The sequence below is a fragment of the Enterobacter cloacae complex sp. FDA-CDC-AR_0132 genome (assembly GCF_003010695.1).
Lineage (GTDB): Bacteria > Pseudomonadota > Gammaproteobacteria > Enterobacterales > Enterobacteriaceae > Enterobacter > Enterobacter ludwigii.
The window spans coordinates 4,698,983-4,720,078 of the sequence record NZ_CP027618.1 but is presented as its reverse complement, the minus strand read 5'-3'; the positions used below and the strand labels follow the sequence as shown (position 1 = coordinate 4,720,078).

The following is a 21,096-nucleotide window of genomic DNA, read 5'->3' as shown; positions in this document are numbered from 1 at the left end:
GCCCCGTGTATCCGGCATTTCAACCAGGGAGCTTGCACCATGTCTTCTGACCACCGCGTCTACAGTTACTCCGCCGTTCTGATGGGATCGCCCATTCTCCTGAAGCTTTTCTCTCATGATGAAGCCCTCGCTTCTCGCGTTTTTAGACTGATTAAACAGTATGAAGACCTGCTGACCGTCAACCGTGCCAGCTCGCAGGTGATGGATATCAACCATGCTGCCGGCCAGCATCCTGTCACCGTCAGTCGCCCGGTTTTTGAGCTTATCCGCTGTGCGAAAGCGGCAAGCCAGCTCAAGGACAGCGCATTTAACCTGGCCATCGGCCCGCTGGTGAAACGCTGGAAAATCGGTTTTCGGGGAGATAGCGTTCCGCCTGCCGATGAAATCGCGTCGTTGCTCGCCATTACCCATCCTGAGGATGTGGTCCTTGATGAGGCCAGCAGCAGCGTGTTCCTGACCCGGGCGGGCATGGAGATTGATCTGGGGGCCATCGCCAAAGGCTATATCGCCGACAGAGTGCGCGATTACCTGCGTAAAGAGGGTGCTCAACTGGGGCTTATTAATCTTGGCGGTAATATCCAGACGCTGGGTTCACCAGAAGGGGGCTGGAGCGTGGGGCTCAAAAAACCGTTCGCCGGGGAGGCGCTGATCGGTACGATGACCGTAGAGAACATGTCGGTGGTGACATCGGGTACCTACGAACGCTTTTTTGAGCAGAACGGCAGGCGTTATCACCACATACTTGACCCGCGCACCGGCTATCCGCTGGATAACGAACTGGACAGCGTCACCATCATTTCGAAAAACTCCATTGATGGTGATATCTGGACCACGCTGATGTACGGCATGGGCGTCAGTAAAGGCTGTTCAGCGCTGCGTGCACGACCCGACATTGAAGCAATCTTCGTGACCAAAACAAAAGAAGTGGTGCTCTCTTCAGCGCACCACTTCCGCTTTACCTTGCTGGATAACAGCTACCGCGTTACTGACAGTACTGCTTGAGCAGTGCCGTCTGCTCGGGCTGCAGGCGATAGCGATATACCGGCCGCCCGGTGGCACCGTAGTGAATGCTGGTGAACAGAATGTTGATTTGCGCCAGCCAGATCAGGTACTTGCGACAGGACACGCGCGAGATATTGACCGCGTTTGCCAGATCATCGGTGGAAAACTCCGTCTCCGGGTGCGCATCAATCCACTGACAAATCGTACGCAGCGTTTGCGGCGTTAACCCTTTCGGCAGTTTTTTACTGTCCGCCAGTTCCGGCGCACCGCCGTGGATCAATCTGTCGACGTCGGCCTGCTCATAGTACTGATGCGATCCCATCAGGCTGTGCTTTGCCTTCCAGCCGTTCAGCGCCTCTTCAAAACGCGGGAACTGGAACGGTTTAATCAGATAATCCACCACACCGTAATGGATGGAGGTCTGGATGGTGGCGGCATCGGCGGCGGAGGAGATCATAATGACATCGATCGGCCGGCCTGAGGCACGGATGACGGGAAGGAGATCCAGCCCGTTATCCTGCTGCATATAGACATCCAGCAGCACCAGATCGACAGGCTGGCTGGGGTCGTTAATGATGGCCCTGGCCTGGTTGAGCGTGGAGGCGACGCCGCAGCAGCTAAAGCCTTCAACACGGTTGACATACAGACGGTTGAGGTCGGCCACCATGGCATCATCATCGACAATTAACACATTTATCACGCGATATTCCTCTCGCTATCCCAGGGGATGTGAACAAAAAATTGGGTAAATACGCCAGGCTCAGACTCGACGGTAATGTCTCCGCCCAGGTTCTGGATCTGCTGACGAGCAAGGAACAGCCCAACGCCGCGATTTTCGCCTTTGGTTGAGAAGCCCTTTGTAAAAACAGCCTCGAGCTGAGCCGGATCAATACCGGGGCCATCGTCGCTGACTTCGCAACTGAGCCAGCCATTCTGATAATGTAGCAGCAGGCCAATTTCGCCTTCCTGCTGTCCTTCCATCGCGTCGAGCGCGTTTTCAATGAGGTTACCCAGCACGGTAATCAGCACCGCAACCTGCTCTTCGTTGGCGGTATCCGGTATCTGGCACTCATCGGCCAGCGTCAGGGCGATCCCTGCTTCCTTAGCCCGGTTGATTTTACCCAACAGGAACCCGGCTATCACCGGAGATTTAACTTTGCTCTGAATGGTACCAATATCGGTCTGATAATTATGCGCCGTCTGGATGATGTACTCTTCAAGTTTGTCGTAGCGCTTCATATGCAGCAGACCGAGGATCACGTGCAGTTTGTTCATAAACTCGTGCGTATGGGAGCGCAGGGCATCGACATAATTGACCATGCCATCAATACGCTGCATCAGCTGGCTGATTTCCGTTTTATCGCGAAAAGTGGTGATGGCACCAATAACCCGCTCCTGGCTTTTAACAGGCACCATGTTGCACAGCAAGAGTCGCCCGTTGCAGCTGATCTCCTGATCCTTGCGTGAAATGCCACTCTTCGAGACTTCCCGCAGGCTTGCCAGCAGGGGAGCACTGGCATTTTCGGTCTGTTTGCCGGAAGGCAGAAGCAATATTTCTCTGGCGGTGTGGTTAATCATCGTCACCCGACCCTGAATATCCACGGCCAGTACCCCTTCGCGAAGCGACTGCAGCATCGCCTGCCGCTGTTCGAACAGCGCCGAGATCTCATACGGCTCAAGGCCGAACAGGATACGTTTGAGCACGCGAACCAGACCCCAGATGGCCAGCGAGCTCATTAATATACTGAATAATATGGTCCAGATGGCGTTAAGCCGCCCACGGGCAATCTGATCTTCCACTTTTTTAAGGGAGATTCCGACCACCACTACGCCGATCTGCTCGTGCTGGCTATCAAAGACGGGTGTGAAGACGCGAAGCGCTTCGGCGAGGGCACCCCGGTTAACGGCGACATGCTCCTTTCCTTCCAGCGCAGGCGTCAGGTCATCGCCGATAAAGTGCAGACCTAGCAGGGCTTCGTTCGGGTGCGAGTAACGAATACCGCGCATGTCGGTGACGACGGTGAAGAGCAGGTCGTTGCGCCTGGTGACCGCCTGGGCGATGGGTTGAATAATATCCGCCTGGGGAGCCTGCATCAGACCGCGTTGAATTTCGGGACTGTCGGCCAGCGTTCGCGCGATCCCAAGGGCCGTATCCTTAACATCATCGCGGGTGGCGCGGGTGATTTGGACGGAATAGAGCGCAAATACCAACAGCAGCACAGAACCGATAATCGCGCACACCATTAACGTGACCAGGGTGTTCAGTTTCATGGGGCGCTTGCGCGTCAGGGGGAAGGGCTGCAAATCGCTCATCAAAACTCCGCGATGATTAAGAAAGGGGTAATTATCGCCGATGACGCGCGTTTCTTAAAGCCATGTAAAGGCATGGATTCGGTCCTCTTTTCGTGACCCTCCTCGCAGGTCACCTGTCTAAAACACTTTATAGTGTAGGGGTACTCATAATAAGGAGGTTGTTTATGAGCATTACGCTTACCGGTTCGGTCAAGGAAAGACGGCACGCCAGCACGATGAATATCGATAGATTGTCCACGCTGGACATGCTGAAAGTCATTCACCAGGATGATGCCCTCATCTCCGCTGCAATAACCCCATGTTTAACAATGATCGCCCGCGTGGTGGATAACGCCGCTGCGACCCTGAGTCACGGTGGTCGTCTGGTCATTGTTGGCGCCGGCCCGTCAGGCCGTGTCGCGCAGCAGGCAGCCGATGAGTATGCCCCGGGAAAAACGCCAGTGATCGCCATAACGGCGGGAGAGGAGGCGGGCAGCTACGAGCGCGGTGTCGCTGACCTGCAGGCCATCAAATTTGGTGAACAGGATATGATGCTGGCGGTCACCGTCAGCGGCAAAACACCGTGGGTCTGGGGCGCGATGCGCCATGCGTGGTCGTTGGGTTCCCCGGTCGCGGCTATTACGGATGACGCGCAAAGTGAAGCCGCGCAGCTGGCGAGCATGGTGATTGCCCCGGAGCTTGGCGCGGACGCGATCGCGGGTTATATCAATACCAAAGCCGGGATCGCACAAAAAATGATCCTGACCATGATAACCACCGGCCTGGCGGTTCGAACCGGACGCGTGTTCAGCAACCTGCGCGTGGATCTGGACGCCAGCAACACCAAATGGTCTGAACGGCAAATTGCCATCGTCATGGAAGCGGGGGGATGCACCCGGTCAGCGGCGAAAGCCGCGCTGGAGAGTTGCAACCATAACTGTAAAACAGCGGTGCTGATGGTGCTGACAGGGCTGGATGCCTGGAAGGCGCATGAACTGCTGGCGCAGAACAACGGCTTTATTCGTCTGGCACTGCAGGAAGCTCCGTAACATTTCTCTGTTGAATAAAAAAAGCCCGCGATGCGGGCTTTTATCGTATTGGGAAGTTAGAACTGGTACGTCATACCTACGCCAACGATGTCATCTGTAGAGATGCCGTTTGCTTCGTAGAAGCTTTCGTCGTTGTCCAGCATGTTGATTTTGTAATCAACATAGGTGGAGAAGTTTTTGTTAAAGTTGTAGGTCATGCCGACGTCGATATAGTTAACCAGATCCATGTCGCCATGCTGGCCCTGTGGGTTACCCGCATTGCCAGGATAAGTCATATCCTTGCCTTTGGAGTAAACCCATGCCAGGGACGGACGCAGACCGAAGTCGAACTGGTATTGCGCCACGACTTCAAAGTTCTGCGTCTCATCCGCAATCCCGGTATCGCCATATGGCGTCATATTACGGGTTTGCGCATACATCATCGCCAGATAAACGCTGTTGGCATCATATTTCGCGCCAACGGTCCACGCTTCCGCAGTCTTACCGCCGGCGAAACGTGCGCTGTCTTGTATACCCTTCGCTTCCTGCTCATTGGTACGGTCAGAAGAGGAGTAGGCCGCGCCTAAGGTCAGGCCAGACAGATCGCCGGAGAAATCATAGGTCGTGGACATACCGAAGCCGTCACCGTTCTGGAAACGCACGTCGTTATGACCGTTCTTGGTCCCTTCCTGATCTTCTGTTGCGTCCTGACCTTCGTTTGCCCCCTGATACTGCAGCGCAAAGTTCAGACCCTCAACCAGGCCGAAGAGATCGGCATTACGGTAGGTCGCCACACCGTTTGCACGGCCGACCATGAAGTTGTCGGTCCAGGTATAAGAATCGCCCCCAAATACGGGCAGCATATCGGTCCAGGCTTCAACATCATACACGACGCCGTAATTACGACCGTAATCGAATGAACCGTATTCGCCATATTTCAGGCCAGCGTACGCCAGACGGTTAAATGAAGTATCACCGGCGTCTTCGGTATTATTGGCGTAGGTTTTATATTCCCACTGGCCATAACCAATAACATCGTTAGTGATTTGTGTTTCGCCTTTGAAACCAATTTGTACATAGGTTTCATCGCCATCATCCCCAGGGTGATCAGAGAAGGTATGGCGCGCATCGATCTTACCGTACAGATCAACTTTATTGCCGTTTTTGTTATACATTTCAGCTGCATGTGCTGCGCCAGTCATTAATAACGCGGGTACGAGAATTGCCAGAACTTTTCTTTTCATTATATATTCCCTTTAAAGATAATTAATATGAATATATGTAATCACTCTCTGTCATTACAGAATTGATACTATTCTACGCAATGTCATTTTGGTTCAAAAATAAATGTAATTAAAATCGTAGAAATATTGCAAAACATTTCTATCTGTCGCTTTATTTTTCTGGTGAATTAGAGTTTAGAATATATAGAAATAAATTATCATTAAGTATTTAGCGGCAGTATTATTTAATATCTCCAATTGATATTAAATATATTTCCTCGGGAATGCAGGGTACACGCGTCCCTGTCAGGACAAGCCGTGATAGCGGCGGGGAAAGTTGCTATTGTAGCCGTTTTAACAACAGGACGTGATGATGGAACTTACGCAGTGGCAGTCTCGCTTTGAGCGTTGGCTCGATAAAAACCACGCGACCCACGACGCTGCGCATGATATTTCGCACTTTCGTCGTGTCTGGATGACGGCGCAAAAAATCATGGCGAACCAGGCGGTCGATTCACTGGTGGTACTGACCGCCTGTTATTTCCATGACATTGTCAGCCTGCCGAAAAACCATCCCCAACGCAGCCAGTCATCACGTCTGGCGGCCAGCAAGACGCTCGATATTCTGCGTCGCGATTTTCCGGATTTCTCCTCTGAACGCTTTGCGGCCGTGGAGCATGCCATTGAAGCGCACAGTTTTAGCGCCGGTATCGCGCCGCACAGTCATGAAGCCAAAATTGTTCAGGATGCTGACCGGCTGGAAGCGCTTGGTGCTATTGGTCTTGCGCGCGTCTTTGCGGTATCGGGGGCGCTGGGCGTGGCGCTCTTTAACGCTGAAGACCCGTTTGCCGACGCGCGCACCCTTAATGATCGCGCCTTTGCCCTCGACCATTTTCAGACCAAGCTGCTGCGCTTGCCTGATACAATGCACACAGACGTGGGGCGCGAACTTGCGCAACACAACGCCGATTTTCTCATCCAGTTTATGGCGAAATTAAGTGCCGAATTACAGGGCGACTGCCTGGGGCTGGATACCCAGGTGCTGAGCCGCTTCCGTCGCAGTTTGAGCGAGTGAACTGTGGTAATCTGTTTCCAGTCTTTATTCTCCGGTTAAAAGAATGCAGGAAAATCGATCAGTGAGTGAGCCCGCGCCAGAGCAGGCTGAGAAATCAACGGCAACGGTGCAGGCTTTATTGCGCCAGCTGCTGGATATCTATGATGCTAAAACGCTGGCGAATCAGCTGGTGGCGCACGGTGAGAGCCACTGGAGCCCGGCAATCCTGAAGAGACTGCTGACCAGCGAGCGGGCAGGGCAGCGTCTGAGTGAGGGCGAGTTTCGTTATCTGCAAAACCTGCTTCCGCGTCCTTCAGCCGCGCACCCGAACTATGCCTTCCGTTTTATCGATCTGTTTGCCGGCATTGGCGGCATTCGACACGGGTTTGAGGCCATTGGCGGGCAGTGTGTGTTTACCAGCGAGTGGAACAAACATGCGGTCCGTACCTACAAAGCCAACTGGTACTGCGATCCCCATGAACACCGTTTCAACGCCGATATCCGTGATGTTACGCTGAGCCACAAAATCGGCGTGAGTGATGAAGAGGCGGCTGAGCACATTCGCCAGTCAATTCCGGCCCATGATGTCCTGCTGGCGGGCTTCCCGTGCCAGCCTTTCTCGCTGGCCGGCGTGTCGAAAAAGAATGCCCTCGGACGCGCCCACGGTTTTGCCTGCGATACGCAAGGCACGCTGTTCTTTGATGTTGTCCGCATTATCGATGCCCGTCGTCCGGCGATTTTCGTGCTGGAGAACGTCAAGAATCTCAAGAGCCATGACGGCGGGAAGACCTTCCGCATTATCATGCAAACGCTCGATGAGCTGGGGTATGACGTAGCGGACGCTCAGCATATGGGCGCGGATGACCCGAAAATCATCGACGGTAAGCATTTCCTGCCGCAGCACCGCGAACGCATTGTGCTGGTTGGTTTTCGCCGCGATCTCAACCTGAAGGGGGATTTTACCCTGCGGGATATTCCCTCTTTATACCCTGCGCGTCGCCCAACCGTGGCCGACCTGCTGGAACCTGTCGTCGACGCGAAATTTATCCTCACCCCGGTGCTGTGGAAATACCTCTACCGCTATGCGAAAAAACACCAGGCCAAAGGCAACGGTTTTGGCTTCGGGATGGTTAATCCGAACGATCCGCACTGTGTGACGCGCACGTTGTCCGCTCGCTACTATAAAGATGGCGCAGAGATCCTGATCGACCGGGGCTGGGATAAAGCGCTGGGGGAGAAAGATTTTGACGATCCCGATAACCAGCGTCACCGTCCGCGCCGCTTAACGCCGCGTGAATGCGCTCGGCTGATGGGGTTTGAGACCCCGCAGGGTTACACCTTCCGCATTCCGGTGTCGGACACCCAGGCTTATCGGCAGTTTGGTAACTCGGTGGTCGTTCCCGCGTTTGCGGCGGTGGCAAAACTGCTGGCCTCCCGCATCAGACAGGCCGTGGCGTTACGTGAGAGTGAGGCCGTCAATGACGGATGTTCACGATAAGGCGACGCGCAGTAAAAACATGCGTGCCATCGGCACGCGTGATACCGCCATTGAAAAGCGGCTAGCCGGGCTGCTGACCGAGGCGGGGTTTGATTTCCGCGTGCAGGATGCCGCGCTTGCGGGCCGTCCGGATTTCGTTATCGATGCGTATCAATGCATCATCTTTACCCACGGCTGTTTCTGGCATCACCACGACTGCTACCTGTTTAAGGTTCCCGCGACGCGTACGGATTTCTGGCTGGAGAAGATTGGCAAGAACGTCGCGCGGGACAACCGTGGCCTTAGCACGCTTCTCGCGCAGGGCTGGCGGGTGTTGATTGTCTGGGAGTGCGCGCTGCGCGGCAGATTAAGACGTACCGATGCCGACCTGACAGAACGGCTGGAAGAGTGGATCTGCGGCGGCGGGCAGGCCGCGCAGATCGACACCCAGGGTATTCACCCGCTTACGGTTTCTCCACCTCACACGGCGTAACAACCGGCTTCGCAGGAAGCAGATATTTCCCCAGCGTTACCAGCACAACGGCAAAGACAATCACGCCCAGCGCCAGCCATTCCACCGGAGACAACGTTTCGCCGGCAAAGCTGGTGCCCAGCAGTACGGCAACCACCGGGTTCACGTAAGCGTAGCTGGTCGCGATCGCCGGCGAGACATTGCGGATCAAGAACATATAGGCGTTAATGGCGATGACAGAGCCAAATAATGCCAGGTAACCCACGGCCAGGAAGCCCGAAAGGTCCGGCATGGCTGTCAGTTTTTCGCCCGTCAGCGTTGAGGCAATCAGCAGCACAATTCCCGCCGCGAGCATCTCAATCGCGCCCGCCATCATGCCGGTCGGCAGCTCAATTCGTGAACCGTATACCGACCCAAATGCCCAGCTCATCGAGCCGATCAGGATAATCACTGCGCCCCACGGATTTCCGCTCAGGTTACCGCCGCTGTTGAGCAGGATGATCCCAGCAAGCCCGATCCCAATCCCTACCCATTCGAGCTTGCGGGTGCGGATGCCGAAAAGACGGCTAAAGCACAGGGTAAACAGCGGGACGGTCGCGACCACGACGGCGGCAATTCCGGACGGCACGTTCTGGTGCTCGGCGACCGTCACAAACCCATTCCCTATGGCCAGCAGCAGCAGGCCAATCAGAGCGGCATTGAGCATCGGGCGAAGCGGAGGCAGCTTATGACCCCGTAACAGCAGGAAGGCCATCAGTAACACGCCCGCCGAGAGAAAGCGTACGCCCGCCATCATGAGCGGCGGCCAGCTCTCCACGCCGATACGAATGACAAAGTAGGTGGAACCCCAGATGATATACAGCGAAAAAAGTGCCCCAATGAGCGGTAGCAGTTGCCGGAAACGCATAATCCCTCGCGACAAAATGAAAAGGTCGCTGACAGTAAACGCCAAAACTATCGGGCTGGCGAGCGCTTTAATTGTGTAGTTGACGTGAATTTTTTGTTGACGCGAGGTGCCTGTTTCCGGGTTTACACTTTTGCTCCATACTATTCACTTAATTACCAAAAAAAGAAGGAATGAGATTTTGGCAGGAAGTAGCTTATTAACATTACTGGATGATATTGCCACCTTACTGGATGACATTTCGGTGATGGGGAAACTGGCGGCGAAGAAAACCGCCGGGGTTCTGGGAGACGATTTATCGCTCAACGCCCAGCAGGTGAGCGGCGTTCGGGCCAACCGTGAATTACCGGTGGTATGGGGCGTAGCGAAGGGTTCATTCCTGAATAAGGTGATCCTGGTGCCGCTTGCGCTGCTGATCAGCGCGTTTATCCCTTGGGCGATCACGCCGTTGCTGATGATTGGCGGCGCATTTTTATGCTTCGAAGGCGCTGAGAAAATCCTGCACTCGTTCGCCGCACGTAAGAACAGCGACACGCCGGAAATGCGCCAGCAGCGTCTTGAGGCGCTGGCCGCGCAGGATCCTAAAACCTTCGAGCGTGATAAGGTGAAAGGTGCCATTCGTACCGACTTTATTCTGTCGGCGGAGATCGTGGCCATTACGTTAGGTATTGTCTCTGAAGCACCGCTTCTGAACCAGGTCCTGATCCTCTCCGGGATCGCCATTCTGGTCACGGTGGGGGTGTACGGGCTGGTGGGGCTTATCGTTAAGCTGGATGATATCGGCTACTGGCTGGAAGAAAAATCGAGCGCTATCGCCAAAGGTATCGGTAAAAGCCTGCTGGTGACCGCGCCCTGGCTGATGAAGAGCCTGTCAGTGGTGGGTACGCTGGCGATGTTCCTTGTCGGAGGCGGTATTGTGGTTCACGGTATCGTGCCGCTGCATCATGCTATTGAACATTTCGCTTCGGCGCAGGGCCGCATAGTGGCGGCAATTCTGCCCACGCTGCTTAATCTTGTGCTGGGCTTTATCATTGGCATTATCGTGGTTGGGGCCGTAAAACTGGTCGAAAAAATCCGCGGAACGTCGCACTAATTGTTACCTGTTGCGGGGTGCAAAAAGATCATTCCTCGTCTAAATTGAAAACGTTTCACCCTGATACAGGAGGCAGGTATGGTCTTTTTGGTCAGTGATGAAGTTAAGCCTAAGAAGGGCGGCCCACGTATGATTGTCACCGGGTATTCCAGCGGTATGGTGGAATGCCGGTGGCACGACGGTTATAGCATCAAGCGGGAAGCGTTCCGTGAGGATGAGCTTCAGCCGGGAGACGGGCAGCGCAAGCGAGACAAGGCTTAATGACATAACGCCCGGCTTTGCCGGGCGTTTTTACCTTCCGTATCCGGCGTCGGGCAGTAATCAGGGTGTGTGTGTGCAGCGCGAGACCTTTGTTGTAAGACGATCTTTTCTGCAATGGCTGCATATGCGTAGCAATCCGGGGTTGATTGTTAATCTCTGTTTTCTCATCGTACTGATATTTTCCACGCTCCTGACCTGGCGAGAGGTGGTGGTACTGGAAGATGCGTATATCTCCAGCCAGCGTAATCATCTGGAAACGGTAGCCACTTCGCTGGACCGGCAGTTACAGTACAGCGTGGATAAAATGCTTTTTTTCCGCAAAAGCATGCGTGATGCCATCCAGACGCCGCTGGCCTTTGATGTCCTGTATGAAGCGATTTCACGCTTTAACGCCTTTCGCACGCGCCCCAGCTGGCAGCTCGCCGTTGATAAAAAACGCACTCTCCCCATCAACGGCGTGTCGGATGCGTTCGTCGAAAAAACCACGTTGTTGAATCGTGATCCTGAGCGTATCAGCAATGAAATTTCTGCCGCCCTCGAAGTGGGGTATTTACTCCGACTGGCGTCCTCGGTGGGGCAAAGTGAAGAGCGGGTTATCTATGCGTCACGCGCCGGGTTTTACCTTGCGACGGACACGCCTGAACAGACGAGTGATATTAGCCAGCGCTATTACTATCTGGTTACCCAGCCGTGGTTTACCCAGCAGTCTGAACGTAACAATCGCGCTCGCGCGGTGCGCTGGTTTATCTCCAGCCCGTCGCCCTGGACCGGTGGTGAACGGATGATCACGGCCAGCGTACCGATCTATTTTGACCATTACTGGTATGGCGTTGTGGCGATGGATTTCTCATTGAAGACCATGAAACATCTGCTGGAAGAGGCAACGCAAGAGCGTACAGAGGGGGAATATCAGCTGTACGACACCCGGCTGAATATGATTGCCACGTCAGAAGAGACCGGTAGTCTGGTGAACCGGTTTGACGAACGCGAAACGGCGCAGATAGCGCACGCGATTGAGAACGATACCGGCGGGGGGATCCGCCTCGGAAGCCGCTTTATCAGCTGGGAGCGGCTCGATCACTTCGATGGTGTGATTTTACGCGTTCATACCCTGCATGAAGGCGTGAAGGGGGACTTCGGCAGTATCAGTATCGTGCTGGCGCTGCTCTGGGCACTCTTCACCGCCATGCTTCTTATCTCGTGGCTGGTTATCCGTCGGATGGTCAGCAATATGTATACGCTTCAGCACTCTTTGCAGTGGCAGGCCTGGCACGATCCGCTCACCCGCCTGAATAACCGTGGTGCCCTGTTTGAGCGTGCCAAAATGCTGTCGGAAAGATGTCGGCAGCAGTCGCTGCCGTTCTCGGTGATTCAAATCGATCTCGACCATTTTAAAAGCATTAACGATCGCTTTGGCCATCAGGCCGGGGACAAAGTGCTTTCCCATGCCGCAGGCCTGATTGGCAGTGCACTGCGCAAGAATGATGTTGCCGGACGCGTGGGTGGGGAAGAGTTCTGCGTGGTACTGCCCGGCAGCGGGCTTGAAGAGGCGAGGGGGATTGCGGAACGCATTCGCTCACGCATCAACAGTAAAGAGATCCTGGTGAAAAAGAGTACCACCGTGCGTATCAGTGCCTCACTGGGGGTAAGTAGCGCCCAGGAAAAGGACAATTACGATTTCGAACAGTTGCAGTCAGTGGCGGATGCCCGGTTGTATCAGGCCAAGCAGTGCGGGCGCAACCGGGTGTTCTGGCACGATCAGGATAAGAAGTGATCCAGCCCCTCCTGCCAGCCCGCGGGTCCGGGCTGTTGCGTGTGGTACACCCGGGCGGGGTTATCGTCACGTAACGTGATGCCCTGCCGGTTAATACCCTTGATCACCACGGCGTAGTCCACGCTGTCCAGCAGCGGGGCATCATTTGGACCATCGCCAAGCCCCAGAGTGACCGGCACAATGCCTTCCCGCTCACGGTACTGCTCAATCAGCCAGTCAACCGCAACGTCTTTACCGCAGCGAGCATCCAGAACATGCCAGAAGCGGGCTCCCTGCAGGCATTTCAGGCCGCACTGCGCCAGCGCCTCGTCAAATTGCGCCATTTTTTCATCGCTGTCGCGCCAGATGAGCGTAACGGAGGCTTCGTGTCGGCGCGCGAGGGTCGAACGATAGCGCGTCAGCCCCGTCCACTCGCTGATTACCCGTTCGTCGACGTCATCAAAGGTGGTGAATTTAAAGCCCCGCTGCTGGCGAATCTGGTCGATCAGCGGGCGAATATCACGGTGCGTCATCCCCCTGATGTGGCGTCGACCTGTCTCCCAGCGCACGTCGGGCTGAATCACCGCGCCATTCTCAGCTATGAAGGGCAACCCCTCCAGGCCCAGATCCTGCTGGATATCCAGCATTTCTGCCGCGGTCTTGCTGCTGCAGAGAATAACCGGCACCTGGTTATCCTGGAGGGTGTCCAGCCAGGGCATGGCCGGTTGCCACTCGTACGTATGAATATCGAGCAACGAGCCGTCGAGATCGGAAAAGATCAGCAGGCTATCCTGCAGTGAAGGCATAACGACTCCTGATAACTGACAAACTGCCACCTAAGAATATTCCTAAAAAAATTCCTAATGCTTAAGTGAGGCAAAAGGGTATCTTTCCTGCCAAACCCGCATTCGGCGCATGTTGTCCCTCATAACTAAATTTATTATGTACCAAATATTATATTCGCCATGAGAATATATGCTTGTCATACAAAATGGTTGAGGATAGTGTTTTGTGTACATCAGATTTCCTGGTGTAACGAATTTTCAAGTGCTTCTTGCATAAGCAAGTTTTGATCCCGGCCATCCCCATGACCGGGATTTTTTTCGTCCTAACGATTTGCTTCAGACACGCTAAAATCATGAATATCAAGCTCGAAGGCCTCCGCCAGTTCACGGTAGGTGTGATAATCCCTTCCGTTCACAATGACCCTGTCTGAATTGTCGTCTGAACGAAGGACTTCTGACTCACTGATCTCATTGATGGCGGCCAGCAGGGCATCGACATCCACCTCAACCTCGCGTTTGATGGTGTCGCTGTACTCTTTGTCGGTCTTCATTACGGGGTACCTCATTTTGCCGTCTCCAACCGTAAGTATAGACTGCGCACAAAAACGCCATTCACACCGGGCAGCGATGCCAGTTAAGGCGTTTTGTTCTACACTGGCTCAAAACCAGAGGAGGAACGTATGAAGGTCAACGATCGGGTAACCGTTAAAACGGACGGTGGACCGCGCCGCCCGGGTGTGGTCCTGGCAATTGAAGAGTTTAGTGAAGGCACGATGTACCTGGTATCACTTGAAGACTACCCGCTCGGCATCTGGTTTTTTAACGAACTGGGACACCCGGATGGCATCTTTGTAGAGAAAGCGCAATAGCATGGCGTCGGGTGGCGACTGGCGCGCCCGACACTGTCCACAGAAGCAAAAATCTCTGGCCAGGCCAGAGATCAAAGGTAGGGTGCAAAGGGTTTTTTTAGCGACTAACGCATGTTGACGAAAATCCCGTTCGTCACATTATCGGTGAGGCGTACCACGTGATAGATCACTTGCTTATTATGCGTTTTAATTTTCCTTTTAATATTTCCTTTATGTGACGAAACGGTTTTGGCTTTAATATTCATCTGGTCTGAGATCTGAATAGTCCCTTGCCCTGCCATCCACATTCGCAGCATGCTTGATTCAGTCCTGCTTAATGATAGGGTGGGTAAGTTAACCGCTCCTACATTTTTAACTTCTTTATTCAAATAATCACCCAGAATGTCATCCAGCGACTCTGGTTTAATCGATTTAGAACTGATCAATAAATTTTTGCGAACCAACAAATACTCATCGAAATGGATATTCGCGATCGCCATAAAAACAATAAACAGGGTTTTTGGATGCTGATTAATGATTTGCTTAATGTGCTGACTGTTGGCTGGATCGTGAATGAAACAGTCCTCATTAATAAACACCACGCCTGGTTTAAGTTCGTCACAAGCGGCTGCGAGTTCGTCAACGGTGTGTGCATCGTTGATGTCTCTCTTTCTTACCCCTCTGCTTGCCAGGTACCCGGTTAACCCTAGCCGGGTGTAGCTGCATAAATCCATAATGATCGTTGACATGGCATACCCTCACTCAATGCGTAACGATAATTCACCATCTGCCTGAGAGCTCATAACAGCCATACGGGATGGAAAAAATTAATAAACCTGTGAGCATGACAAAGACTTTCAGGCGGACTCACTATCCCGTAAAGTTACGTATAATTTGCCAGGAATCTTCTTAAAGTAAAGTAAATATTAAGTATTGTGAGGTGGTTAGAAACAATTAAACCGCGTCAGATATATCCTGGAAGATGTTTTTCACGTTTTATTTTAGGAATATCCTCAGAAAGACAATATCAACTGTGAGGGCTATTATTTACGCGGTAGCTCACTGACAATATCTGCTAACAGATTGAATATCTCGCCGAATAAGTGCTCACAGAAGGGGGCGATAAGGGGCATCAGTAATGACATTAATAAAATACCGACCGTCAGCGTCAGCGGAAAACCAATGACGAACACCGAGAGCTGCGGTGCCATTCGGTTGAGTAACCCTAAGGCGAGGTTCACGGTCAGCAGCAGGGTGATAATCGGCAGCGCCAGCATCAGGCCATTCAGGAAAACAAGCCCGGCCGCACGCGTAAGCGCCAGAAACGCGTTGCTGTTCACCGGGTTTTCCCCAATCGGCAGCGTATGGAAAGTATCCACCAGCATGGAGATCAGCCACAGATGGCCGTTGAACGACAGGAACAGCAGCATGGCGAGCAGATCGATAATGCGCGCCAGCACCGGCATGTTGAGGTGGCTGCCGGGATCCACAAACGTGGCGAATGATAAACCCATTTGCAGGCCAATCAGTTCGCCGGCGGTCCGCACGGCCGCGAAGGCAAGCTGCATGGTAAAGCCTACGGCCACGCCAATCATCACCTGTTGCAGTGCAACCCACACCGCTTTCGCCGAGAAGATCGGAATATCCACGGGCGGGAGAGAAGGGGCGACGATAATGGTGATGATGATGCCCAGCCCCACTTTGACGCGCTTGGGTATCGTTTTCTCACTGAGAATGGGGGCCGTTGTAATCAGCGCCAGAATACGCAGCATCGGCCAGAAATAGACGCCAAGCCATTGAACCCACTGGTCACTGGTGAAGTGCAGCATCGTCGGGTCAGCCGATGATGTACGGCAGATTGGTAAACAGGTTGCGCATATAGTCCAGCAACAGGTTCAGCATCCACGGCCCGGCAACGATAATCGCCACGAACACGGCGATAATTTTTGGGATAAATGACAGCGTCATTTCGTTAATCTGCGTGGCGGCCTGCAGGATACTGATAATCAGACCGGTCACCAGCGCGACAAGCAGTAACGGCGCGGCAACGGCTATCGCGATTTTCATCGCTTCCGTGCCCATCATCATGACCGATTCTGGCGTCATTACGGCTCCTTAACTGTAGAAACTCTGCGCCAGCGAACTGACCAGCAGTTGCCAGCCATCGACCAGGACAAAGAGCATGATCTTAAAGGGCAGGGCAATGGTGGCCGGGGGCACCATCATCATCCCGAGCGCCATCAGAACGCTGGCGATCACCAGATCGATAATCAGGAACGGAATAAAGATGGTAAAGCCAATCTGAAAGGCCGTTTTCAGCTCACTGGTGACATACGCAGGCAGCAGAATACGCATCGGAACGGCTTCCGGTCCCTGAAGCTCGCCGGTATTGGACAGGCGGGCGAAGAGTGCCAGGTCCGCTTCCCGGGTCTGGCGGAGCATAAACTCCCGCAGCGGCTGAGCCCCTTTATCGAGCGCCTCCTGCATGGAGATTTTATCTTCGCTAAACGGCTGGTATGCGTCGGTATAAATCTTGTCGATAACCGGCGACATAATGAAAAAGGTTAAAAACAGCGCCAGACCCAGCAGTACCTGGTTAGGCGGCGCGGACGGGGTGCCCAGCGCATTGCGCAGCAGGCCAAAGACGATGATGATTCGGGTGAAGCTGGTCATCATCAGCAGGATCGCCGGAATAAACGTCAGCGAGGTGATGAAAACCAGCGTCTGCACCGGCAGCGACCAGCTTTGCCCGCCGCCTGCAAGAGGGGTTGAGACCAGACCGGGCAGTTGCGCGTAAACCGCAGGGGCAAACAGGCCGACGCCCGCAAGCGTAAGGGATAACAAACGGCGCATCAGGATCTCCCGGAACGCTTAAGCAAACTCTTCATGACGGACTGAAAATCCGCAGGGACTTCTGCGCGCTCGTCACCCGTTGCCGGGGCTGGCGGCAGTTTATGCAAGACGTTGATGCTGGAGGCAGTCACGCCCAGCACCAGCCGTGCATCTTCCACATCGACAACGACCACGCGCTCGCGTGGCCCCAGTGTCGTGCTGGCGCTGACCTTCAGACCGCGGGTGCCGGCGGTTTTACCCGCCAGGCCGAAGCGCTTCGCCAGCCATGCGGCGATAAGAATAAAGGCAATAATACCGAGCAACGCGCCGCTCACCTGGAGCAGCGGAGAGCCGGGAACGGCAGAGGGCTGTGATATTGTTGCCTGGGTTTTCATGCTTAACGGCTCAGACGACGCATACGTTCAGATGGCGTAATAATGTCGGTGATGCGCACGCCGTATTTATCGGCAACCACCACGACTTCACCCTGGGCAATGAGATAACCGTTGATCAGAATATCCAGCGGTTCGCCGGCGAGACCGTCAAGGGCCACCACGGAACCCTGCGTCAGACGCAGCAGCTCTTTAATGGTCATCCGGGTGCGGCCCAGTTCCACGGTCAGCTTAACCGGGATATCCATAATCAGATCAATATCCTGCAGCGTACCGCTGACATCGCCGCCGCCGAGCTGCTGGAACACAGCATCCGCTGCACTTTTGGCCGGAGTCGTTTTTTGCTCGTTTAACGCGTCAGCCCACAGATCGTCCAGTGCTCCGCTGTTTTCATCGGACGGATTGTTCATGTCACTCATTTGGGCTGTTCCTCATTCAGCGAATTCAATATCGGGTTGATCAAGTGCTCAACGCGTAACGCATACTGACCGTTAATTGTGCCGTACTGACTTGTCAGCACGGGGACACCATCCACATGGGCAATAATGCGGTCGGGTTTTTCTATCGGCAAAACATCGCCGGGTTGTAATTTCAGGATCTGGGATAAGCGCAGCGGGATATCCGCGAAGCTCGCCACCAGCTCAAGCTGAGAATGCTGAACCTGACGCACCAGGTTTTCACGCCAGTTCTGATCTTCGTTGCGTGAGTTCTCCAGCGGCGGGTTGACCAGCAGTTCACGCAGCGGTTCGATCATGCTGAACGGCAGGCAGATGTTGAACTCACCGGTCAGGTTACCGATCTCCACATGGAACGGGGTATTCACGACGATATCGTTCGGGGAGGTGGTGATATTGGTAAATTTCACCTGCATCTCAGAACGTACGTACTCCACTTCCAGCGGGTTAATCGCTTTCCACGCGTCGCTGTAAGATTCCAGCGCCAGCTTCAGCATGCGGTTGATGACGCGCTGCTCGGTGTGGGTAAATTCACGCCCTTCCACTTTGGTTGGGAAACGCCCGTCGCCACCAAACAGGTTATCCACCGCAATGAACACCAGGCTTGGCGAAAACACCACCAGACCTGTGCCGCGCAGCGGTTTCAGGTGGATCAGGTTAAGGTTCGTTGGCACCGGCAGGTTGCGGGCAAACTCATGATACGGCTGAATACGGATCGCACCGACCGTGATATCCGGGCTACGACGCAGCAGGTTAAACAGCCCCATACGGAACTGACGTGCAAAGCGTTCGTTAATGATCTCCAGCGCCTGCAGACGTTCACGTACTACGCGGCGCTGGGTATTGGGATCATAAGGACGAATATCGCTATCGCCGCCAATACCCGGTTGCGGATCATCGTTCTTATCGCTGTCGCCGTTAAGAAGCGCATCGATTTCTGCCTGAGAAAGAATACTGTCGCCCATGTCGTTACCGCAGTATGAAGGCTGTATACAGAACGTCAGTGACTTCCTGCTTGGGTTGACCGTTTACCAGCGGGGTCGCCAGCGTCTGTTTAATGGCGTCGACCAGCTTTTGCTTACCGTCATCGGTAGCAAGCGTTGAGGCGTCCTGACGAGAGAACAGCAGCAGCAGACGGCTACGCACTTCAGGAAGATAATCATTCAGGCGCGCACGCGTGGCTTCATCTTTCAGGCGTAACGTAATACCCACATACAGCACACGATCCGCATCACCCAGATTCACGGTGAAGGTATCCAGTGGGAAGAATACCGGTGCCGGCGGAGGAGGCGGTTCGGCTTTGGCCGCAGCGGTAGAAGGTTCCTGCTGCATACGCCAGTAACTATAGCCCGCGGTAGCGCAGGCGGCGAGCGTGATTAACACCAGCAGCGGGATCCAGATGGAACGCTTGCTTTTTTTGGTGATCGCGGAGTCAGTCATCTGATACGAGCTTCCTGTTTCGGTACAGCTTAATAAGGTGATTATCCCGTGTCCTGCTGTCGTCAAAGCGTGGAAAAGACGGGGATAATCACGCTACCTCTGGCGTTTAGGCAAAGATGTCTACGGCACTGTTGCCACGCGCCGCGGATTGCAGGGCGGCAGGGGCAGGCAGTAACTCATCGCTCTCCTCATTAAAACCGCCGGTATTACCGGAACGTGAAGCCTGTTGCTGCTGTTGAGAGGGGGACTGCTGCTGTCCGGCAAAGCTCTCGCTGCTGACACTGCTTTGCGCGAGCTGAATGCCACTCTCAGCAAGCGACGTGCGCAGGACAGGCAGTGCAGCTTCCAGGGCCGCACGCACGTGGCTGTGCGCCGACACCATTTGCAGTTGTGCCTGGTTATCATCCAGTTTCAGGGTAATCTGGACCTGGCCCAGATCTTCCGGGTGCAGACGCAACTCTGCGGTCTGCTGGCCCTGTTTCGTGAACAACGTAATGTGCTGACTCAGGGATTGCTGCCACTCCTGGGTTCCCAGCGGCTGGCTCAATACCGGTGCCGTGGCAACGGTTGCGGCAGCGTAGCTGTTGACGTTGCTGGAAATGACGGGCGCAAGCGTTGCGCTCGGGGCTGTTGAAGAGGGTGAACTGGCGAGATCCTGCTTCTCAGCGGCGGCGGCTACGATCGGGGTCGCCGGTGCGCTGACCGGTTGAGACGGATCGGCGTTTTGCGCCTGCGCCTGATAAGTCGACGCTTGTTGCGCTTTTTCATGGCCCGCCAGCAGGGTGCTCATGGACTGTTGACCTGCACCATTTTGCGAAAGCGCGGCAGCGTTCAGCGTTGATTTCGCCGTCAGGCCATTGCCTGTCGCGCCAGAGGCCACCGGCGTTGCCGTCTGCTGGTGGGGCAGCATCGCCATCAGCGCGCTCAACCCTGCCAGCTCTTCTTCGCTCAGCTCGCTTTTGCTGTCATCCTGCGTTTTCACCGCGCTCAGGGTCTTCAGGGCATCACCTTTTGAAACCGGCACCAGCCCGGAAACAAGGGTTTCCAGCGGGGTGGCTGCTGTCGGTTCATCGCCTGTCAGGGCTGGTTGACGCGAGAGCAGGTTGGCTATTTTGGCCTGCAGGGTATTCTCTCCCCCGGCTTCCTGAGCAACTTTTGACAGCTTACTGCCGGCTGCTTTCAGGTCAGCCAGCGTCAGCGGCGCATCGTTGCTATGGCCTGTTGCGTCCGTCAGGGCGCCTGCCAGCAGAGAAAGAAAGTCTTGTGCACCGTCGGTGCCTTTCCCTGTTTGCATGCCGCCCGACAGGTCGCTGTCGGTCATCAGCAGTTGTTGCAATGTGATCATTCCGGTTTCCTCATTGATGCGCGCTGGGCAAACTCATCCATTTTCTTCTGATCCAGGCGGTTTTCCGCCAGGGTCGTTGCCGCGATCTGTCGGTCCTGTAAGGTCTGCCAGGCCTGCAGTCGCTGCTTTTTCTCGCGCCAGAAATTCAGCGCGGTGTCGACTTTCTGGGTCCACTGGTTAAGCTGCTGGCGATGCTGTTCAATCGCCTTTTCCAGCGTCTGAATAAACTGCTGATAGTTAATCCAGCGCTGGCTTCCAATGCCCTGTGTCATATCGGTATTGAGGTTGGTGCGATATTCATGCTGATAGTCGATTAACATCTTCAACTGCTCTTCAGCCTGCTGGCACCCGCGTCGCATTGCGCCGAGCTGCAATGCGGCATCATCAACTTCTTTCTCAGCCAGATCTTTCAGCGTTGATAACGCGCTGTTTTGCGCCAT

General features: G+C 54.4%; 24 protein-coding genes and 1 pseudogene. 9 read left to right on the top strand and 16 right to left on the bottom strand.

The genetic code is table 11. The annotated features are described in order from the left end of the window. Positions 1 to 39 precede the first annotated feature (39 nt). A complete protein-coding gene (locus tag AM379_RS22960; RefSeq protein WP_032678478.1) occupies positions 40 to 1,002 on the top strand; it encodes an FAD:protein FMN transferase in 963 nt (320 codons plus the stop codon). On the opposite strand, the gene dcuR is transcribed toward AM379_RS22960, so the two are convergent. Both dcuR and AM379_RS22950 read right to left on the bottom strand, forming a co-directional pair. Continuing rightward, complete coding sequence (dcuR, locus tag AM379_RS22955; RefSeq protein ID WP_014170753.1) at positions 983 to 1,702, bottom strand: two-component system response regulator DcuR; 720 nt, start codon at positions 1,700 to 1,702, stop codon at positions 983 to 985. The two genes, AM379_RS22960 and dcuR, sit on opposite strands and share 20 nt — an antisense overlap. Further along, the gene (locus AM379_RS22950; RefSeq protein WP_032678477.1) at positions 1,699 to 3,315 is read right to left on the bottom strand and encodes a sensor histidine kinase; all 1,617 of its coding nucleotides are present in this window, start codon (positions 3,313 to 3,315) and stop codon (positions 1,699 to 1,701) included. Before AM379_RS22950 ends, dcuR begins: the two co-directional genes overlap by 4 nt. A 164-nt stretch (positions 3,316 to 3,479) precedes the next feature. On the opposite strand from AM379_RS22950, the gene AM379_RS22945 reads away from it, so the two are divergent. Further along, a complete protein-coding gene (locus tag AM379_RS22945) occupies positions 3,480 to 4,343 on the top strand; it encodes an N-acetylmuramic acid 6-phosphate etherase (protein ID WP_032678476.1) in 864 nt (287 codons plus the stop codon). A gap of 56 nt (positions 4,344 to 4,399) precedes the next feature. On the opposite strand, the gene ompC is transcribed toward AM379_RS22945, so the two are convergent. Further along, positions 4,400 to 5,566 (bottom strand): porin OmpC, encoded by a 1,167-nt coding sequence (gene ompC, locus AM379_RS22940; RefSeq protein ID WP_106504298.1) that lies wholly within the window; start codon positions 5,564 to 5,566, stop codon positions 4,400 to 4,402. A gap of 352 nt (positions 5,567 to 5,918) precedes the next feature. Here ompC and AM379_RS22935 point away from each other — a divergent pair, with 352 nt between their 5' ends. From AM379_RS22935 to AM379_RS22925, 3 genes are all read left to right on the top strand, one after another. Next, a complete protein-coding gene (locus AM379_RS22935) occupies positions 5,919 to 6,620 on the top strand; it encodes a phosphohydrolase (protein ID WP_086532336.1) in 702 nt (233 codons plus the stop codon). A 61-nt stretch (positions 6,621 to 6,681) separates the two neighbouring features. After that, positions 6,682 to 8,097: a DNA cytosine methyltransferase gene (locus AM379_RS22930; RefSeq protein WP_063156598.1), complete on the top strand. Its 1,416-nt coding sequence runs from the start codon at positions 6,682 to 6,684 to the stop codon at positions 8,095 to 8,097. After that, positions 8,078 to 8,569 carry a very short patch repair endonuclease gene (locus AM379_RS22925; protein ID WP_106504297.1) on the top strand — a complete coding sequence of 164 codons (492 nt, stop codon included), beginning with the start codon at positions 8,078 to 8,080 and terminating at the stop codon, positions 8,567 to 8,569. Before AM379_RS22930 ends, AM379_RS22925 begins: the two co-directional genes overlap by 20 nt. Here AM379_RS22925 and yedA read toward each other — a convergent pair. Next, the gene (gene yedA / locus AM379_RS22920; protein ID WP_020883329.1) at positions 8,541 to 9,455 is read right to left on the bottom strand and encodes a drug/metabolite exporter YedA; all 915 of its coding nucleotides are present in this window, start codon (positions 9,453 to 9,455) and stop codon (positions 8,541 to 8,543) included. The two genes, AM379_RS22925 and yedA, sit on opposite strands and share 29 nt — an antisense overlap. A 178-nt stretch (positions 9,456 to 9,633) precedes the next feature. Between yedA and AM379_RS22915 the strand changes: the two genes are divergently transcribed. The 3 genes from AM379_RS22915 (at position 9,634) to dgcQ (ending at position 12,580) form a co-directional block, all read left to right on the top strand. Beyond that, on the top strand, positions 9,634 to 10,545 hold the full coding sequence (locus AM379_RS22915; protein ID WP_106504296.1) for a DUF808 domain-containing protein: 912 nt from the start codon (positions 9,634 to 9,636) through the stop codon (positions 10,543 to 10,545). A gap of 78 nt (positions 10,546 to 10,623) precedes the next feature. Continuing rightward, positions 10,624 to 10,806 carry a YodC family protein gene (locus tag AM379_RS22910; protein WP_014170745.1) on the top strand — a complete coding sequence of 61 codons (183 nt, stop codon included), beginning with the start codon at positions 10,624 to 10,626 and terminating at the stop codon, positions 10,804 to 10,806. 73 nt (positions 10,807 to 10,879) lie between these two features. Continuing rightward, the gene (dgcQ, locus tag AM379_RS22905) at positions 10,880 to 12,580 is read left to right on the top strand and encodes a cellulose biosynthesis regulator diguanylate cyclase DgcQ (RefSeq protein WP_106504295.1); all 1,701 of its coding nucleotides are present in this window, start codon (positions 10,880 to 10,882) and stop codon (positions 12,578 to 12,580) included. On the opposite strand, the gene AM379_RS22900 is transcribed toward dgcQ, so the two are convergent. Further along, positions 12,565 to 13,365, bottom strand: coding sequence for a mannosyl-3-phosphoglycerate phosphatase-related protein (locus AM379_RS22900; RefSeq protein ID WP_032678470.1), 801 nt, complete (start codon positions 13,363 to 13,365; stop codon positions 12,565 to 12,567). The two genes, dgcQ and AM379_RS22900, sit on opposite strands and share 16 nt — an antisense overlap. A gap of 302 nt (positions 13,366 to 13,667) precedes the next feature. After that, entirely contained in the window at positions 13,668 to 13,895 is a 228-nt protein-coding gene (yodD, locus tag AM379_RS22895; protein WP_032678469.1) for a YodD family peroxide/acid resistance protein, read from the bottom strand. Between the two features lie 129 nt (positions 13,896 to 14,024). Here yodD and dsrB point away from each other — a divergent pair, with 129 nt between their 5' ends. Further along, a complete protein-coding gene (gene dsrB, locus AM379_RS22890) occupies positions 14,025 to 14,213 on the top strand; it encodes a protein DsrB (RefSeq protein ID WP_020883333.1) in 189 nt (62 codons plus the stop codon). A 104-nt stretch (positions 14,214 to 14,317) separates the two neighbouring features. Here dsrB and rcsA read toward each other — a convergent pair whose 3' ends face one another. From rcsA to fliJ, 10 genes and pseudogenes are all read right to left on the bottom strand, one after another. Next, positions 14,318 to 14,941, bottom strand: a complete 624-nt coding sequence (rcsA, locus tag AM379_RS22885) for a transcriptional regulator RcsA (protein WP_008500313.1) — start codon at positions 14,939 to 14,941, stop codon at positions 14,318 to 14,320. Between the two features lie 278 nt (positions 14,942 to 15,219). Next, a pseudogene (gene fliR / locus AM379_RS22880) lies at positions 15,220 to 16,021 on the bottom strand (flagellar biosynthetic protein FliR). A gap of 7 nt (positions 16,022 to 16,028) precedes the next feature. Then, positions 16,029 to 16,298, bottom strand: a complete 270-nt coding sequence (gene fliQ / locus AM379_RS22875; protein ID WP_008500315.1) for a flagellar biosynthesis protein FliQ — start codon at positions 16,296 to 16,298, stop codon at positions 16,029 to 16,031. A gap of 9 nt (positions 16,299 to 16,307) precedes the next feature. Further along, complete coding sequence (fliP, locus tag AM379_RS22870; RefSeq protein WP_008500316.1) at positions 16,308 to 17,045, bottom strand: flagellar type III secretion system pore protein FliP; 738 nt, start codon at positions 17,043 to 17,045, stop codon at positions 16,308 to 16,310. Continuing rightward, entirely contained in the window at positions 17,045 to 17,419 is a 375-nt protein-coding gene (gene fliO, locus AM379_RS22865; RefSeq protein WP_025203802.1) for a flagellar biosynthetic protein FliO, read from the bottom strand. Before fliO ends, fliP begins: the two co-directional genes overlap by 1 nt. A gap of 2 nt (positions 17,420 to 17,421) precedes the next feature. Next, the gene (gene fliN / locus AM379_RS22860) at positions 17,422 to 17,835 is read right to left on the bottom strand and encodes a flagellar motor switch protein FliN (RefSeq protein WP_014170738.1); all 414 of its coding nucleotides are present in this window, start codon (positions 17,833 to 17,835) and stop codon (positions 17,422 to 17,424) included. Continuing rightward, positions 17,832 to 18,836, bottom strand: a complete 1,005-nt coding sequence (gene fliM, locus AM379_RS22855) for a flagellar motor switch protein FliM (RefSeq protein WP_014170737.1) — start codon at positions 18,834 to 18,836, stop codon at positions 17,832 to 17,834. The genes fliN and fliM overlap by 4 nt, the downstream gene beginning before the upstream one ends. 4 nt (positions 18,837 to 18,840) lie before the next feature. After that, positions 18,841 to 19,311: a flagellar basal body-associated protein FliL gene (gene fliL / locus AM379_RS22850; protein WP_020883336.1), complete on the bottom strand. Its 471-nt coding sequence runs from the start codon at positions 19,309 to 19,311 to the stop codon at positions 18,841 to 18,843. 106 nt (positions 19,312 to 19,417) lie between these two features. After that, positions 19,418 to 20,656 carry a flagellar hook length control protein FliK gene (gene fliK / locus AM379_RS22845; protein ID WP_032678468.1) on the bottom strand — a complete coding sequence of 413 codons (1,239 nt, stop codon included), beginning with the start codon at positions 20,654 to 20,656 and terminating at the stop codon, positions 19,418 to 19,420. Next, complete coding sequence (fliJ, locus tag AM379_RS22840) at positions 20,653 to 21,096, bottom strand: flagellar export protein FliJ (protein ID WP_014170734.1); 444 nt, start codon at positions 21,094 to 21,096, stop codon at positions 20,653 to 20,655. The genes fliK and fliJ overlap by 4 nt, the downstream gene beginning before the upstream one ends.

What these genes read in the sequence shown, in the direction of transcription:
- AM379_RS22960 (WP_032678478.1), top strand. Translation starts at nt 40, where the DNA reads ATGTCTTCTGACCACCGCGTCTACAGTTACTCCGCCGTTCTGATGGGA.
- AM379_RS22950 (WP_032678477.1), bottom strand. Translation starts at nt 3,315, where the DNA reads ATGAGCGATTTGCAGCCCTTCCCCCTGACGCGCAAGCGCCCCATGAAA.
- AM379_RS22945 (WP_032678476.1), top strand. Translation starts at nt 3,480, where the DNA reads ATGAGCATTACGCTTACCGGTTCGGTCAAGGAAAGACGGCACGCCAGC.
- ompC (WP_106504298.1), bottom strand. Translation starts at nt 5,566, where the DNA reads ATGAAAAGAAAAGTTCTGGCAATTCTCGTACCCGCGTTATTAATGACT.
- AM379_RS22935 (WP_086532336.1), top strand. Translation starts at nt 5,919, where the DNA reads ATGGAACTTACGCAGTGGCAGTCTCGCTTTGAGCGTTGGCTCGATAAA.
- AM379_RS22925 (WP_106504297.1), top strand. Translation starts at nt 8,078, where the DNA reads ATGACGGATGTTCACGATAAGGCGACGCGCAGTAAAAACATGCGTGCC.
- yedA (WP_020883329.1), bottom strand. Translation starts at nt 9,455, where the DNA reads ATGCGTTTCCGGCAACTGCTACCGCTCATTGGGGCACTTTTTTCGCTG.
- AM379_RS22910 (WP_014170745.1), top strand. Translation starts at nt 10,624, where the DNA reads ATGGTCTTTTTGGTCAGTGATGAAGTTAAGCCTAAGAAGGGCGGCCCA.
- AM379_RS22900 (WP_032678470.1), bottom strand. Translation starts at nt 13,365, where the DNA reads ATGCCTTCACTGCAGGATAGCCTGCTGATCTTTTCCGATCTCGACGGC.
- yodD (WP_032678469.1), bottom strand. Translation starts at nt 13,895, where the DNA reads ATGAAGACCGACAAAGAGTACAGCGACACCATCAAACGCGAGGTTGAG.
- dsrB (WP_020883333.1), top strand. Translation starts at nt 14,025, where the DNA reads ATGAAGGTCAACGATCGGGTAACCGTTAAAACGGACGGTGGACCGCGC.
- rcsA (WP_008500313.1), bottom strand. Translation starts at nt 14,941, where the DNA reads ATGTCAACGATCATTATGGATTTATGCAGCTACACCCGGCTAGGGTTA.
- fliQ (WP_008500315.1), bottom strand. Translation starts at nt 16,298, where the DNA reads ATGACGCCAGAATCGGTCATGATGATGGGCACGGAAGCGATGAAAATC.
- fliP (WP_008500316.1), bottom strand. Translation starts at nt 17,045, where the DNA reads ATGCGCCGTTTGTTATCCCTTACGCTTGCGGGCGTCGGCCTGTTTGCC.
- fliO (WP_025203802.1), bottom strand. Translation starts at nt 17,419, where the DNA reads ATGAAAACCCAGGCAACAATATCACAGCCCTCTGCCGTTCCCGGCTCT.
- fliN (WP_014170738.1), bottom strand. Translation starts at nt 17,835, where the DNA reads ATGAGTGACATGAACAATCCGTCCGATGAAAACAGCGGAGCACTGGAC.
- fliM (WP_014170737.1), bottom strand. Translation starts at nt 18,836, where the DNA reads ATGGGCGACAGTATTCTTTCTCAGGCAGAAATCGATGCGCTTCTTAAC.
- fliL (WP_020883336.1), bottom strand. Translation starts at nt 19,311, where the DNA reads ATGACTGACTCCGCGATCACCAAAAAAAGCAAGCGTTCCATCTGGATC.
- fliK (WP_032678468.1), bottom strand. Translation starts at nt 20,656, where the DNA reads ATGATCACATTGCAACAACTGCTGATGACCGACAGCGACCTGTCGGGC.
- fliJ (WP_014170734.1), bottom strand. Translation starts at nt 21,096, where the DNA reads ATGGCGCAAAACAGCGCGTTATCAACGCTGAAAGATCTGGCTGAGAAA.